Origin of the sequence: Microbacterium sp. TS-1, from assembly GCF_000509385.1 — a bacterium.
In the GTDB taxonomy this organism is placed as follows: domain Bacteria; phylum Actinomycetota; class Actinomycetes; order Actinomycetales; family Microbacteriaceae; genus Microbacterium; species Microbacterium arborescens.
Genome location: NZ_BASQ01000001.1, coordinates 1,257,124 through 1,270,238 on the forward strand (window position 1 = coordinate 1,257,124; position 13,115 = coordinate 1,270,238).

13 protein-coding genes and 1 tRNA gene are annotated in these 13,115 nt (G+C 71.1%); 3 read left to right on the top strand and 11 right to left on the bottom strand.

What is annotated here, in order from left to right; all coding sequences use genetic code 11:
• Window positions 1–54: 54 nt before the first annotated feature.
• Together MTS1_RS16260 and MTS1_RS05970 are read right to left on the bottom strand one after the other, a co-directional pair.
• On the bottom strand, window positions 55–480 hold the full coding sequence (locus tag MTS1_RS16260) for an Hsp20/alpha crystallin family protein (protein ID WP_071918483.1): 426 nt from the start codon (window positions 478–480) through the stop codon (window positions 55–57).
• Window positions 481–630: 150 nt separating this feature from the next.
• Window positions 631–2,043, bottom strand: coding sequence for an L-serine ammonia-lyase (locus MTS1_RS05970; protein ID WP_023952324.1), 1,413 nt, complete (start codon window positions 2,041–2,043; stop codon window positions 631–633).
• Window positions 2,044–2,132: 89 nt separating this feature from the next.
• Between MTS1_RS05970 and MTS1_RS05975 the strand changes: the two genes are divergently transcribed.
• Window positions 2,133–3,203: an FUSC family protein gene (locus MTS1_RS05975; RefSeq protein WP_023952326.1), complete on the top strand. Its 1,071-nt coding sequence runs from the start codon at window positions 2,133–2,135 to the stop codon at window positions 3,201–3,203.
• Between the two features lie 9 nt (window positions 3,204–3,212).
• Here MTS1_RS05975 and MTS1_RS05980 read toward each other — a convergent pair whose 3' ends face one another.
• From MTS1_RS05980 to MTS1_RS05995, 4 genes are all read right to left on the bottom strand, one after another.
• Complete coding sequence (locus tag MTS1_RS05980) at window positions 3,213–4,466, bottom strand: FAD-binding protein (RefSeq protein WP_036304664.1); 1,254 nt, start codon at window positions 4,464–4,466, stop codon at window positions 3,213–3,215.
• 123 nt (window positions 4,467–4,589) lie between these two features.
• Window positions 4,590–4,662 (bottom strand) — tRNA-Arg (locus tag MTS1_RS05985).
• 77 nt (window positions 4,663–4,739) lie between these two features.
• Window positions 4,740–5,357: a hypothetical protein gene (locus MTS1_RS05990; protein WP_023952332.1), complete on the bottom strand. Its 618-nt coding sequence runs from the start codon at window positions 5,355–5,357 to the stop codon at window positions 4,740–4,742.
• Between the two features lie 44 nt (window positions 5,358–5,401).
• Window positions 5,402–5,944: a YdeI/OmpD-associated family protein gene (locus tag MTS1_RS05995; protein WP_233494898.1), complete on the bottom strand. Its 543-nt coding sequence runs from the start codon at window positions 5,942–5,944 to the stop codon at window positions 5,402–5,404.
• A 104-nt stretch (window positions 5,945–6,048) separates the two neighbouring features.
• Here MTS1_RS05995 and MTS1_RS06000 point away from each other — a divergent pair, with 104 nt between their 5' ends.
• Both MTS1_RS06000 and MTS1_RS06005 read left to right on the top strand, forming a co-directional pair.
• Window positions 6,049–6,465 carry a DUF4383 domain-containing protein gene (locus MTS1_RS06000; protein WP_036304665.1) on the top strand — a complete coding sequence of 139 codons (417 nt, stop codon included), beginning with the start codon at window positions 6,049–6,051 and terminating at the stop codon, window positions 6,463–6,465.
• Complete coding sequence (locus MTS1_RS06005) at window positions 6,465–7,010, top strand: hypothetical protein (RefSeq protein ID WP_023952338.1); 546 nt, start codon at window positions 6,465–6,467, stop codon at window positions 7,008–7,010. Before MTS1_RS06000 ends, MTS1_RS06005 begins: the two co-directional genes overlap by 1 nt.
• Window positions 7,011–7,032: 22 nt before the next feature.
• Here MTS1_RS06005 and MTS1_RS06010 read toward each other — a convergent pair whose 3' ends face one another.
• From MTS1_RS06010 to MTS1_RS06030, 5 genes are all read right to left on the bottom strand, one after another.
• Window positions 7,033–7,968, bottom strand: a complete 936-nt coding sequence (locus tag MTS1_RS06010; RefSeq protein ID WP_233494899.1) for an aldose 1-epimerase family protein — start codon at window positions 7,966–7,968, stop codon at window positions 7,033–7,035.
• A gap of 32 nt (window positions 7,969–8,000) precedes the next feature.
• Window positions 8,001–9,503, bottom strand: coding sequence for an L-arabinose isomerase (gene araA / locus MTS1_RS06015; protein WP_023952342.1), 1,503 nt, complete (start codon window positions 9,501–9,503; stop codon window positions 8,001–8,003).
• Between the two features lie 28 nt (window positions 9,504–9,531).
• Entirely contained in the window at window positions 9,532–11,157 is a 1,626-nt protein-coding gene (locus MTS1_RS06020) for a xylulokinase (protein WP_052007604.1), read from the bottom strand.
• A 74-nt stretch (window positions 11,158–11,231) separates the two neighbouring features.
• Window positions 11,232–12,245, bottom strand: coding sequence for a LacI family DNA-binding transcriptional regulator (locus tag MTS1_RS06025; RefSeq protein WP_036304666.1), 1,014 nt, complete (start codon window positions 12,243–12,245; stop codon window positions 11,232–11,234).
• Between the two features lie 89 nt (window positions 12,246–12,334).
• The gene (locus MTS1_RS06030; RefSeq protein WP_023952345.1) at window positions 12,335–12,979 is read right to left on the bottom strand and encodes a hypothetical protein; all 645 of its coding nucleotides are present in this window, start codon (window positions 12,977–12,979) and stop codon (window positions 12,335–12,337) included.
• Between the last annotated feature and the right edge of the window lie 136 nt (window positions 12,980–13,115).

The following is a 13,115-nucleotide window of genomic DNA, read 5'->3' on the forward strand; positions in this document are numbered from 1 at the left end:
CGCCGCCCCCGAGGGAGCTGCGGCCGCCCGTCGTGCGAACGCGGATCTGCGCGATCAGTTCTCGATCGGCACCACCGGCGCGGCTGCGTCGGTCGTGACCTCGACCTTGCGCGGCTTGGCCTTCTCGCTGACCGGGATGGTCACGGTCAGGACGCCGTTGTTGTAGGTCGCGGCGATGCCTTCCGTGTCGACGCCCTGGCCGAGGTTCAGCTGGCGCAGGAAGCTCGCGGCTTCACGCTCGCGCGTGATCCACTTCACTCCGTCGCCGCTGGTGAGCGTGCGCTCGGCGCGGATCGTCAGCAGCTGGCCGTCCACGTCGATGTCGACCGAGCCCGGGTCGATGCCCGGCAGGTCGGCGGTCATCACGTAGTGGTCGCCGTCACGGTAGAGGTCCATCGGCATGCGACGGGGGCCGCGGCGCGTGTCGAAGAGGCTCGAGGCGATGCGGTCGAGGTCGCGGAACGGGTCGTAAGTAGCCATCGATCTTTCCCTTCTCTGATGCTTCATGTTGAGATCTGAAAGTTGAGCCCTGTCGGCTCAACTGCATTCAGATTAGCACTCTCCCCCATCGAGTGCCAAGGGTTCTCGCACGGCGAACAGCGCCCCGGAGACGGGGCGCGGAAGGGCCTCTCAGCACTCGACGACGTTGACGGCGAGCCCTCCCTCGCTCGTCTCCTTGTACTTGTGCGACATGTCGATCCCCGTCTGCCGCATCGTCTCGACGACGGCATCCAGCGAGACGTAGTGCTGCCCGTCGCCCCGCAGCGCGAGGCGCGCAGCGGTGACCGCCGTCGACGCGGCGATCGCGTTGCGTTCGATGCACGGGATCTGCACGAGACCGCCGACCGGGTCGCACGTGAGCCCGAGGTGGTGCTCCATCGCGATCTCCGCCGCGTTCTCGATCTGCGCGTTGCTGCCACCCATGACCGCCGTCAGGCCCCCGGCCGCCATCGCGCACGCGGACCCGACCTCGGCCTGACACCCGCCCTCCGCACCCGAGATCGAGGCGTTGGCCTTGAAGAGCGAGCCGAGCGCCGTCGCGGTCAACAGGAACCGCCGAATCCCGCGCCGACGGTCGAGATCCTCCGAGGCCAGGCGCGACTCCGCCGCGAACCGCCACCAGTACATCGCCACCGCAGGAACAATCCCCGCGGCCCCGTTGGTGGGCGCGGTGACGACGCGTCCGCCCGACGCGTTCTCCTCGTTGACGGCGAGCGCGAACGCACCCAGCCACTCCCCCGGGAGCTCCCGTCCACCCGCGGCTTCGGCCGCCTCGAGCTGCGCGCGCATCGCACCCGCGCGCCGCCGCACGCGCAGCATCCCGGGCAACGTGCCCTCGGCACGCAAGCCCGCATCGACGCACCCCGACATCGCATCCCAGATCGCGTCGAGCCCCGCGGCGACCTCAGCCTCGGGCCGAAGCGCCTCCTCGTTGCGGCGCGCGAGCCCGGCGATGCTCACCCCGTCGCGCTCGCACAGCTCGAGCAGCTCGGCCGCCGTGCTGAACCGGTACGGCCACGCGACATCGCTGCTCGGTCCGCCTCCCGCTCCCCGCGGAGCGGCGTCTGCCCCCGCCCGGCGGATGAAGCCACCCCCGACCGAGAGATACGTGTCCGACGCGACGAGATGGCCGGCGGCATCCCACGCGCTCAGCGTCATCGCGTTCGGATGCTCCGGCAGTCGCGTCCGCGGCTCGAAGGTCACATCGCCTCGCGAGAACGGCACCGGATGCCGGCCTGCGAGCAGCAGAGGTGAGCCGTCCGTCCAGCTCGTCCACGCCGCGCGGACCGCATCGGGATCGACCGTCTCGGGCGCGTGGCCCTGCAACCCCGCGACCACCGCGTCGGGAGTGCCGTGCCCGATGCCGGTCGCTCCGAGCGACCCGTACAGCACGCAACCGACGCGCACGACCTCGGGCAGCCTGCCGGCGGCCTCGAGCCCGACGGCGAAAGCTCGGGCGGCGCGCAACGGGCCGACCGTGTGGGAGCTCGAGGGTCCTACACCGATGGAGAACAGCTCGAACGCCGAGACGTAAGCGCTCACACCTCCAGGCTACGCCAGCATCTGCCGTACGCACCGGGCGACGTCAAGGGCCTGTCGACGGATACGCCACGCGCCTATCGTCGCGACCGATGACCACCCCATCCCACCCCCGTCTGGCATCGCTCAAGGCAGCCGCGCGCACCGCGGGTGGCGAGGCCTTCGCGGTCTCGCGCCTTCTGCTCGCCGGCAAGGCGGCCCTCGCCGCCGCGATCGCCTGGTACCTCGCGCCGTATGTGCCGTTCGCGCACGACGAGTACTCCTACTACGCACCGCTCGGCGTGCTCGTGAGCATGTATCCGACGATCGCCGACTCCGCCAAGGCGGGCCTGCAAGCGCTGGGAGGCCTGGCCATCGGCATCGCGATCGGCCTCGCGGGACTGTGGATCGTCTCCGGACCCAGCCCGCGGATCGTCGGCGTGGCGATCGTCGTCGCCGCGGGCGTCGCCGTCGGCGGCATCCGAGCTCTCGGCACCGGCCGAGACTGGATCGCCATCGCGGCGCTGTTCGTTCTGCTGCTGGGCGCGAACGACGCCGGCGGCTTCTCGGTGTCGTACCTCGTGACGATGGCGTTCGGCGTGCTCATCGGGGTGGCCGTCAACCTCGCGCTCGTCCCGCCCCTGTACCTCCGGCGGGCCTCCACCCGCCTGTCGCAGCTGCGCGACGCGGTCTCGGACCGGCTCGAGATGCTGGCGACCTCGGTCGCCGCCGGCGAACCCGCCGATTCGGCGGGCCAGCGCTACCTCGGAGAGATCCTCGACGCCGTCTCGGCCGACGTGCGCGAGGCCGCCCGCAGCCGCAAAGCCCATCCGCTCGCTCGGCGCCGCCGCGGCATCGAGGCCGAGAACGACCGTCGCTTGAGAGCGCTCGAGAACACTGTGCGCCAGACGATCGAGCTCGGCGACGGCATCGACGGCCTCCCCCTCACCCCCGACGCCGCGCCGCTGCGCGCCGAGCTCGCCGAGGCCGTACGGGCCACAGCGCGAGCCGTCGCACGACCTCTGGGCGACCCGGCGACGGCAGCCACGGTCGAGGATGCCGAGAAGGCGCTCGCCCGCGTCGTCGCAACGGTGCCCGCGGACGGCGATGGTCGCATCTCGCCGTGGACTCGCACCGCCGTCGATCTCAGCCGGATCATCGAGGCATCCCGCCCGTTCTCGTGAACCGGTGAATCAGCGAGCGGCGATGCCCAGCACCCGCTCGAGGTACGGACCCGAGAACTTACCGGTCGGGTCGACACGCGCCACGAGCTCGCGGAAATCAGCGAGACGCGGGAGCGAATCGCCGATGGGCATCGAGAAGACCTTGCCCCAGTGCGGCCGGGGGTCGAACGGAGCGAGCACGCGCTCCACATTCGTGATCGCCTCGCGGACCGCATCCGGTTCGTTCTTCCACGTGAAGTGGATGCACACACTGTCGCGCCCGAACCCGGGAGAGAGCCAGAGGTCATCGGAGGCGACGGTGCGCAGCTCGGTCACGAGAAGGGCGGGCTCGACCCGGTCGGCGATCGAGCGGACGGCCGCGATCGCCTCGACGGCCACCGCACGGTCGACCCAGTACTCGGTCTGGATCTCGTCGCCGTTGGACGGGGTCGCGTCGATGCGGAAGTGCGGCAGGCGCTCGCACCAATCCCCGGGGATGCCGCCCTGCTCGGTCGTGTTGTCGACTCCGTCGGCCGCGGGCGAGTCCGCCTTGACCCTGACGCGCCGAGCGCTCAGCACGCGTTCCGGCATGTCGGGGGCCGACGCGGCGTCGAGGCGCTCCTTGATCCACACCTCGCCGACATCCGGCGTGTTCCAGCGGGTGAAGACGCTGACGCTGTAGCCCGACGCCGTCACCTCGTCGAAGCGCTTCAAGAGATCGTCCCAGGTGAGCCCGGCATAGGTGTCCTGGCGCACCTGGTAGGTCGGCTCGATCGCGAGCGTCAGCCGGACGACCGGCCCGAGTGCGCCGAGGTGGACGACGCTGCCGGCGAAGTCGGCGTCACCGGCCGAGACCGTGCGCAGCTCGCCGTCCGGAGTGATGAACTCCAGCGCCCGCACCGCCGTCGCGAGCGACCCGTTGCCGTCGCCCGACCCGTGCGTCGACGTCGCCGTCGCACCACCGACGGAGATGTGCGGCAGTGAACCCATGTTGTGCAGCGCCCAGCCGTGATCGGCGAGGTGCCGAGCGACGACGGCATAGCGCGTTCCGGCTCCCACCGTCACGGTCCGCGCATCCTCATCGACGATGATGTCGGCGTCGAGCCCGGTGAGATCGAGCAGGACGCCGGCCGTGTCGGCGAGGTCGTTGAACGAATGCCGTGTGCCCAGCGACCGGATGCGGTCGTGCGCGGCGACCATGCGTCGAGCCTCGTCGATCGTCGTCGGTGCGAGTACAGCTTCGGCGGTGAAGGTGTGTGTTCCGGCCCAGTTCCGTTCGGTCACGCCCCCACGCTACGCGATGACCGCTGAGAATGTGCAGCACCACAACAAAGTCGTCGGCGTGGAACGGAAAACAAAGAAGCCCCCGCAGAGCGGAGGCTTCTCGTTCACTGTCTCAACACAGTGTGCGCCCGAAGGGACTCGAACCCCTAACCTTCTGATCCGTAGTCAGATGCTCTATCCATTGAGCTACGGGCGCAGTGCCTGGGAATCTCTCCCGGGCCGTCGTCAAGCATAGCCCGCTCTCGCGCAAAGAGCGAATCGAGCGCGGAACGGCTAGTCGATCACCGGCGCAGCCGCGGAATCCACGGCCTCATCGCGCTCGACCGCCTGCCGCTGGACATTGCGACGCTGCGAGCGGAGACGCGGGAGGTCGACCATCCGCAGGGCCTGCATGCGCGCCGTGCGCATGCGCTCGTAGTCGGGTTCGAGATCGGGCCGCGCCGCCTCGATGCGAAGCGTGCGGTCGATGTTCCCGGCGACCTCGGCCCACGCGGCCTCCCGCGCATCAGCGATGAGCTTGCGCAGCTCCGCCTCGTCGGCCGCGCGCTCGCGCAGCTCTTTGGCGATGCGCAGCGACTGCTTGCGACGTCGACGCAGATTCGACACGTCCCGGCTGCGGTAGTCGTGCGTCCCGCCCGAGTCGCTGTAGCGGCCGCTCGCGGCCTTGCGTTCGCGATGGGTGCGCTCGGCGTCGGCCTCGGCCTCCTCCGCGAGAGAGATGAGCGCGTCGCGCGCGTCGTCCAGGAAGCGGTCGGCCTCGAAATCGCGCCCGTCGGCGAGGATGTCGACGAGGATGGCGTTCTTGAGCGCGAGGCGGGTCGCCGCGGAGGCGATGTACAGCCCTTCGGCGACGATCTCCGAGCTCTTGGTACGCGCTTGACGGGTGGCCAACGCTGCCCCTCCTCACCTCACCCCAATCCTACGGGGCGCGCGCCTCAGCCGAGCTTGGCGATGATCGCCGCGATCCTCCTCGCGCGGGTCTCCGGCGCCTTCGCGGACTCGACGTTCCCGACATGCGCCTTCCGCGCGCTCGGCGGCAGTCGGTCGAACGCTTCCCCCGCGCCGGCGTCCGTCAGCGCGGCGGCGAGATCGGTCGGCACCTCGACCTCCCGCGGCGCATCGTCGAGTTCGATGTCGACGACGATCGCATCGCCTCCCGCGAGGCCGCTCTCGCGCCGCCGCTCCGCCGAGAAAGGGATGAGCGCGAGCCCCCGCATCGACCCCACCGTGCTGCGGAAGGCGAAGCCGTTGACGGCGACCGAGACGGCGGGGCGACGACCGCCACCCAGCGCATCCAGGATCGAGAACGGCACCTCGATGCCGGTGTTGTTTCCGAACTGGGACAGCGTCGTCTCGAATCGCACGCTTCTCATTACCACCGCGGCGCCCGAATACACAAGCAGGGTGAGCCGTGAACTCGCTGACCATAGCCTCGCTTCACGGCCTGGGCCTGACTCCCCATCGATATCGACGAACACACAAGATCGGACGCTCCGGGCCCGCCCAGTGGCAAACCGATCTGCCCCTGTCACCGAACAACCGCAGCACCGCGACATCCGTCGCCCAATGGGAGGGAACCCTCATGCGTACATCACCGAACCGCCTCGTGGCGATCATCTTCGGCGCCGTCTACATCCTCGTCGGCCTCCTCGGCTTCACCGTGACCGCGGGCGTCGACTTCATCGCCACCGAGGGTGGCCTGCTGCTCGGCATCTTCGAGGTCAACCCGCTGCACAACATCGCGCACCTCCTGATCGGTGCCGCGCTGCTCATCGGCGGCCTTTCCGGCGTCCGCGCCGCGAAGGGCGTCAACATCACCGTCGGCGCGGCCTACCTGCTGCTCGGCATCGTCGGCTTCTTCATTCAGGACAGCGCCGCGAACGTGCTCGCCCTGAACACCGCCGACCACTTCCTCCACCTCGCCAGCGCCCTCGTGCTGCTCGGCGTCGGCCTCGGCACCGACCGCGCGGTCGACACCCGCCGCACCGCCGTCGCCTGATGAACACCGCCGCGCTCACCCGCTCCTGGCCCACGCTCGCCGCGTGGGGGGCTGGTCTGCTCCAGCTCGGCGTGGGCGCGGGCATGATCACCCAGGGCACCGGCGCCGCCGATCGCGGCGTCGGTGTCGTGGCGGTAGCGGTCGGGGCGGCCGCCCTCGGTTGGGGCGTCGCCGCCCTGACCCGCGGCCGCCTCGTCGCTCCCCGTGTCGCGATGGCCATCGCCGTCGCCGGCACGATCGCATCGGGGCTCGCTCTCGCAGCGGACCCGATGCGGATCAGCGTTCACGCCGTCGGCGTGACCGTTCTCCTCCACGTCGCCTACGGCGTGGCCGCAGCGGCTGTCGTCCGCCGGGCGCGCACAGCGCCCGCGGGCTCCTCCCCCGCCGAAGCCCGCTCCACCCCGCGGACGAGCGTCATCGGGCTCGTCGCCGGTTGCGTCATCGTGGCCGGACTCGTCACGCCGGCGCTCGGGGCCACAGAGGCGGGTCGCAACGCTCCGAGCCACTCCGACCACCCGCTGTTCTCCACCGAGCACAGCCACTGAGCCGCCGAGCGCGGCCGCGAGATCAGATCGCGCTGATGCGCCAGGACGCCTCGACCGTGGCGGCCGGCTCGATGAGGATGAGCCCGGCGACGTAGTCGTACCGCGCGGCGTTGAAGGCATCCGGGGCGCACGTCATCGGCTCGACCGCCAGACCCGCGCGGTGCCCCGGCTGAGCCGGTCCCCCGGGCAGATCGGCCGTGTGCACCTGGACCCACGGGCACGCGGCATCCCACGAGATCGCGACTCCCGTTCCCGACGGGTCGGTCACCCGCACCGCGGCGATGCCGTCCTCGGCGCGCGAGAGCGCCGTGAACGCGTGATCGATCTCGACGGGGCCCAGCGTCCGCGGCTCGCGGAAGTCGAACTCCGCGACGTCCGCGACGTCGGCCAGCCCGACGGGCGAGAGCCGGTCGGGGGTGACCTCGAGCACGCGAGCTGCCGGCAGTTCGAGCGTCCACTCGTCCAGCGGCGCCGATCCGGCGACGAGATACGGGTGCGGGCCCGTGCCGAAAGGCGCGGCATCCGCGCTCTCGTTCGTCGCCCGCACCGTCTGCGTCAGGCCGTCGGCGCCGAGGCGGTAGGTCGTCTCGATGCGGACGGTCCAGGGGTAGGCGGTCTGCGCGACGATCGTGGCGCCGAGCGTCACGTGATCGGCGGCGACGACGACGGGCTCGAAGTCGAGCCAGGCCACCAGCCCGTGCAGCGCGTGGTGGCGCTCCGGCTCGGTGAGAGCGAGACGATAGCGGGTGCCCGCCACCTCGTACTCACCGTCGACGACGCGGTTCGGCCACGGGGCGAGGGTCGCACCCCGGTAGCCCGGGCGCACTTCGTCTTCGCCGTACGGGACGACGAGGTCGCGCCCGGCGACGCGGAAGGAGCGCAGCGACGCCCCCACGCTCGCCACGATCGCCTCAGCGTCGCCGAATCGCAGCACGTACGACGTTCCGGATGCCGCCACGGGCGTCCCCTCTCGGTTCTGGTTCTCGGAGATCACAGTCCGCGGGCCAGGCGGTAGTAGGCCTGGTTCCAGCGGAGCTCCTTCTGGAATCCTCGCACCGTCGTGTCCTCGTCGATGACCACGAGCTCCGTGCCGGCGATCTCGGCGAAGTCCCGGAACACCTCGATGCCGACGGCCGTCGTCATGACGGTGTGGTGTGCGGCACCGGCGGCGAGCCAGCACGCGGCCGACGTGGCGAAGTCGGGTGCCGGCTTCCAGATCGCCCGGCCCACCGGCAGCTTCGGCAGGTCGGGAGCCTCGACGTTCTCGACCACGTTCGCCGTCAGGCGGAAGCGGTCGCGCATGTCGCTCATCGCCACGACGAGGGCGGGACCCGGGTCGGCGGTGAAGACCAGGCGCACGGGGTCGTCCTTACCGCCGATGCCGAGGGGGTGGATCTCCAGGCGCGGCTTCACGGTCGTCAGCGACGGCGAGACCTCGAGCATGTGTGCGCCGAGGATGCGCTCCGAGCCGGGAACGAGGTCGTAGGTGTAGTCCTCCATGAGGCTCGCCCCGCCGGGCAGACCCGCACCCATCACGTTGGCGACGCGCACGAGGATCGCGGTCTTCCAGTCGCCCTCGGCGCCGAAGCCGTAGCCCTCGGCCATGAGGCGCTGCACGGCGAGGCCCGGCAGCTGCGTGAGCTCGCCGAGGTCTTCGAACGAGGTCGTGAAGGCTCCGAAACCGCCGGCCTCGAGGAACGAGCGCAGCCCGATCTCGATCGCCGCGCCGTCGCGCAGCGACTGATGGCGCTCAGCCCCGGGGAGAAGCTCCTCGGCGACGTCGTACTGCGCGAGGTACACCTCGACGAGCGCGTCGATGTCGGCGTCGGAGGCCGCGGCGACGGCATCCGCCAGCTCGTTCACGCCCCACGTGTTCACCTGGACGCCGAACTGCAGCTCTGCCTCGGTCTTGTCGCCCTCGGTCACCGCGACGTAGCGCATGTTGTCGCCGAAGCGCGCGAGCTTGAGCGTGCGGGCGGCCTGCCACCCGGCCGCGGCGCGCTGCCAGTCCTCGATCTGACGCGTGACCTCGGGGTTCGAGACGTGCCCGACGACGGTCTTGCGCGAGACGCCGAGGCGGGTCTGGATGTAGCCGAACTCGCGGTCGCCGTGGGCGGCCTGATTGAGGTTCATGAAGTCGAAGTCGATGTCGGCCCACGGCAGCTCGACGTTGGCCTGCGTGTGCAGGTGCAGCAGCGGCTTGCGGAGCGCGTCGAGGCCCGTGATCCACATCTTCGCCGGACTGAAGGTGTGCATCCACGCGATGACGCCGATCACCGAGTCGTCGGCGTTCGCGTCGAGGGCGAGTCGGCGGATCGACTCGGAGTCCTTGAGCACCGGCTTCCATTCGACGCGGACCGGCAGTCCGGCGAGGCCGGCGACGACCTGTTGCGACTGCTCGGCGACCTGGCGCAGGGTCTCCTCGCCGTAGAGGTTCTGGCTGCCCGTCACGAACCAGACGGTGTACTGCTCGAGAGAGGTGGAGAGGGTCATTGTTCTTCTTCCGGTGAGGTCGGACGGGTCAGGACAAGGCGGCGACGGCGGCGCGCTCGACGGCGAGCCCCGCGTCGTAACGATCGAGGTAGGCGGCGAAGCCGGCGGCATCCGCTGCGTCGGGCTCGGCGACGTCGACCGACGCCGACGCGAAGACGCGCTCGCGGAGGTAGGCGTCGAGATCGAGGCCGTCGCCGTGGCGCAGATAGTCGGCGAGCACGGCGATGCCCCAGGCCCCGCCCTCCGAGGCGGTGTCACCGACGGCGACCGGGGCTCCGAGAGCCGCTGCGAGGAACCGCTGGGCGACCCCGGCGGTGCGGAACATGCCGCCATGGGCGAACATCCGGTCGAGCTGCACCCCCTCGCGGTCGAGAACGCGCATGCCGAGCGCGAGCGTGCCGAACACGCCGTAGAGCTGCGCCCGGATCGCGTTGGCGAGCGTGAACCGACTGTCGGGGGTGCGCACGAACAGCGGACGACCCTCCTCAGTGCCGGCGATGGGCTCGCCCGCGAGGTGGTTGTAGGCCAGCAGGCCGCCGGCGTCGGGGTCGCCCGTGAGCGCTTCGCGGAACAGGGTGTCGTACACCGCGTCGGCGTCGAGCGCCGATCCCGACGCCGCAGCGAACCGCTCGAACATGCCCACCCAGGCCGCGAGCTCGCTGGCCCCGTTGTTGCAGTGGACCATCGCGACGAGGTCGCCCGCGGGGGTCGTGACGACGTCGATCTCGTGGTGCATGCTCTGCAGCGGGCGCTCGAGCACGACCATCGCGAAGATGCTCGTGCCGGCACTGACGTTGCCGGTGCGGGGCGCGACGGCCTCGGTGGCGACCATGCCGGTGCCCGCATCGCCCTCGGGCGGGCAGAACGGGATGCCGGGGCGCAGCGCTCCCGACGGGTCCAGCAGCGCGGCACCGGCGACGGTGAGGGAGCCTGCGGCTTGACCTGCGACACGGACCTCCGGCAGCAGGGCGCGGAGATCCGCCGGGAGTCGCCCGGCGGTGTGCGCGTCGAAGAGGTCGACGCGGCGCTGGTCGTAGTCACGGGTGACCGGGTCGATCGGGAACATCCCCGACGCGTCGCCGACCCCGAGGACCTTCTCACCGGTCAGGCTCGCGTGCACGTACCCGGCGAGGGTCGTCATGTGACGGATGTCGGCGACGTGCGCCTCGCCGTCGAGCACGGCCTGATGCAGATGGGCGATCGACCACCGCAGCGGGATGTTGATGCCGAGCAGCTCGGTGAGCTCGGCCGCGGCCGCGCCCGTGCTCGTGTTCCGCCACGTGCGGAACGGCACGAGCAGCTCGTCGTGGGCGTCGAACGCGAGATAGCCGTGCATCATCGCCGAGACGCCGATCGCGCCGAAGGTCTCGGGCACGACGCCGTACTGGGACTCGATCGCGGCGGCGAGGTCGGCGTAGGCCGCCTGCACGCCGGACCAGACGTCGTCGAGGGCATACGTCCAGCGGCGCTCCTCGAAACGGTTCTCCCACGCGTGCGACCCGGTCGCGAGGACCCGGGTCGGGTCCGACCCGACGAGGCATGCCTTGATGCGGGTCGAGCCGAATTCGATGCCCAGGCTCGTGCGACCGGCGAGGATGTCGTCGCGCTCGGCGGATCGGTCGCGCGTGGCGGTGTGGGTCACGGATGCCTCCATTGGTCGTGCCGCGGTGTGAACATGTTACCGGTAACAACCTCACGACGCGAGCCTGAACGGCAGGCTCATCGACCTCAGACCGGGCGAGTCGAGTCGCGCACCACGAGCCGGGGCGGTTCCGGACCGGTGGCAGAGTCCGCGCCCAGCAGGATCCGGACGCACCGCTGCGCCTCGCCCGCGATATCGAGACGGACCGTAGTGAGGGCGGGCCGGTAGAAGGCCGCATCCGGGTGGTCGTCGAAGCCGACCACGCTGACGTCCGCGGGAACGTCCACACCCCGTGAAGCGAGTCCGGAGACCAGGCCGAGCGCCATCTGATCGTTCGCGACGACGATCGCGGTCGGCCCGCCCGCCTCGCCGACCGCGGCGGCGATCTCGGGGGCCAGCGCCGCCCCCGATGCCGCGGACCAGTCGCCGCGCCAGCGACCGGCGAGCTGCAGTCCCCGTCGCGCGAGCGCAGACTCGGCACCGGTGTCGCGAGCGACGGCCTCGAGCCAGGCGGCCGGGCCCGACAGCTGAGCGATGCGGCGGTGCCCGGCGTCCAGCAGATGATCGACGGCGAGCGCCGCTCCCTCGGCGCCGCGGTCGCCGTCAGCCGGCGTGCCGGCTCCCCCGACCCGCGAGTGCAGCGGCACCACCGGGACCCCGGGGGATGCCGCCGCCAGCGCTTCGAGCGCCGCCGTATGGGGCGCCACGACGACGATCCCGTCCACCCCCTGGGCGAGAAGATGGTCGGCGGCGGCCGTGACGCTGGCGGCATCCGCGCCGTCGGCGTAGGCCGTGGCGATCCACCGGCCGGCCGACCGCGCCGCGCGTTCGAGAGCCCCGATGCCCGCGGCGGGCCCGTACAGATCGGTGTCGGAGGCGACCACCCCGATCGTCCGCGTCGTCGCGGTGCCGAGCGCACGCGCCGCATTGTTGACGCGATAGCCGAGCTCGGCCATCGCCGCGACCACGCGTTCCCGCGTCTCGGGCCGGATGTGAGGGTGGTCGTTGATGACGCGCGAGACCGTCTGCGTCGACACGCCCGCGGCGGCCGCGACATCCCGCACGCCCACTCGCGCCCGCCCGGGCATCGCTTCGCTCACTGCGCCAGGCTAGCGGGCACGCCGAAGGGCGGCACCGGCCGAGGCCGCGTGCCGCCCTTCGAGAACTCTCGGTCGGATGCGATCCGGGATCAGCGGTCGCCGAGGATGCCGCCCACGAGGTCGTCGACGTCGGAGGTCACGTCCGAGGTGATGCCGCCGACGAGGTTGTCGACGGTGCTGCCGATTCCGCTCGTGACGTCGCCCGTGCTGACCTCGCCCGTGCCGACGTCGCCCGTGCCGACGTCACCCGTGCCGACGTCCGTGCCGTTGCCGAGGTCGGTGTCGGTCTGGTTGCCGTTGCCGACCTCGTTGCCGTTGCCGGTCTCGTTGCCGTTACCGGTCTCGTTGCCCGAGACGATGGGGGCGTCGACCGGGGCGTCCACGGCAGTGTCGTTGCCCGAGGCGATCGGGGTGTCGTTGCCCGACAGCAGCGCGCCGTTGCCCACATCGCTGATCAGCGGTCCGTTGATGAGGCCGCCCTCGAGCCCGAGGTTGCCGACGTTGGCGTTCTCGCCCACGCCGTTGCCGTTGGCCTCGAGGACGCCGTCGATCCACGTCGACAGCGCGTCGAACGACGATGCGACGTCCGTGGTGGTGGTCGTGTCGGTGGTGGACGAGTCGACTGCGGTGGTGTCGTCAGCCGACGCGGGCAGGGCGAATCCGGCGGTGGCGATCGCGGCGGCACCCAGGCCCGCCGTGCCGAAGATTGCTGCTCGCTTCAGGTTCGTACGCATGTCTCTTCCTTCCGTCACGTGCGCTGGATTGCGGCACGTGGGGCTATCCGGGACGACCCCCGGATGCGGATTGGAGACCTCGAGCGAAAACCGTGCATCCGCCCCCGTTCGGGCCGCCTGCGATCCGCGCCCTCAT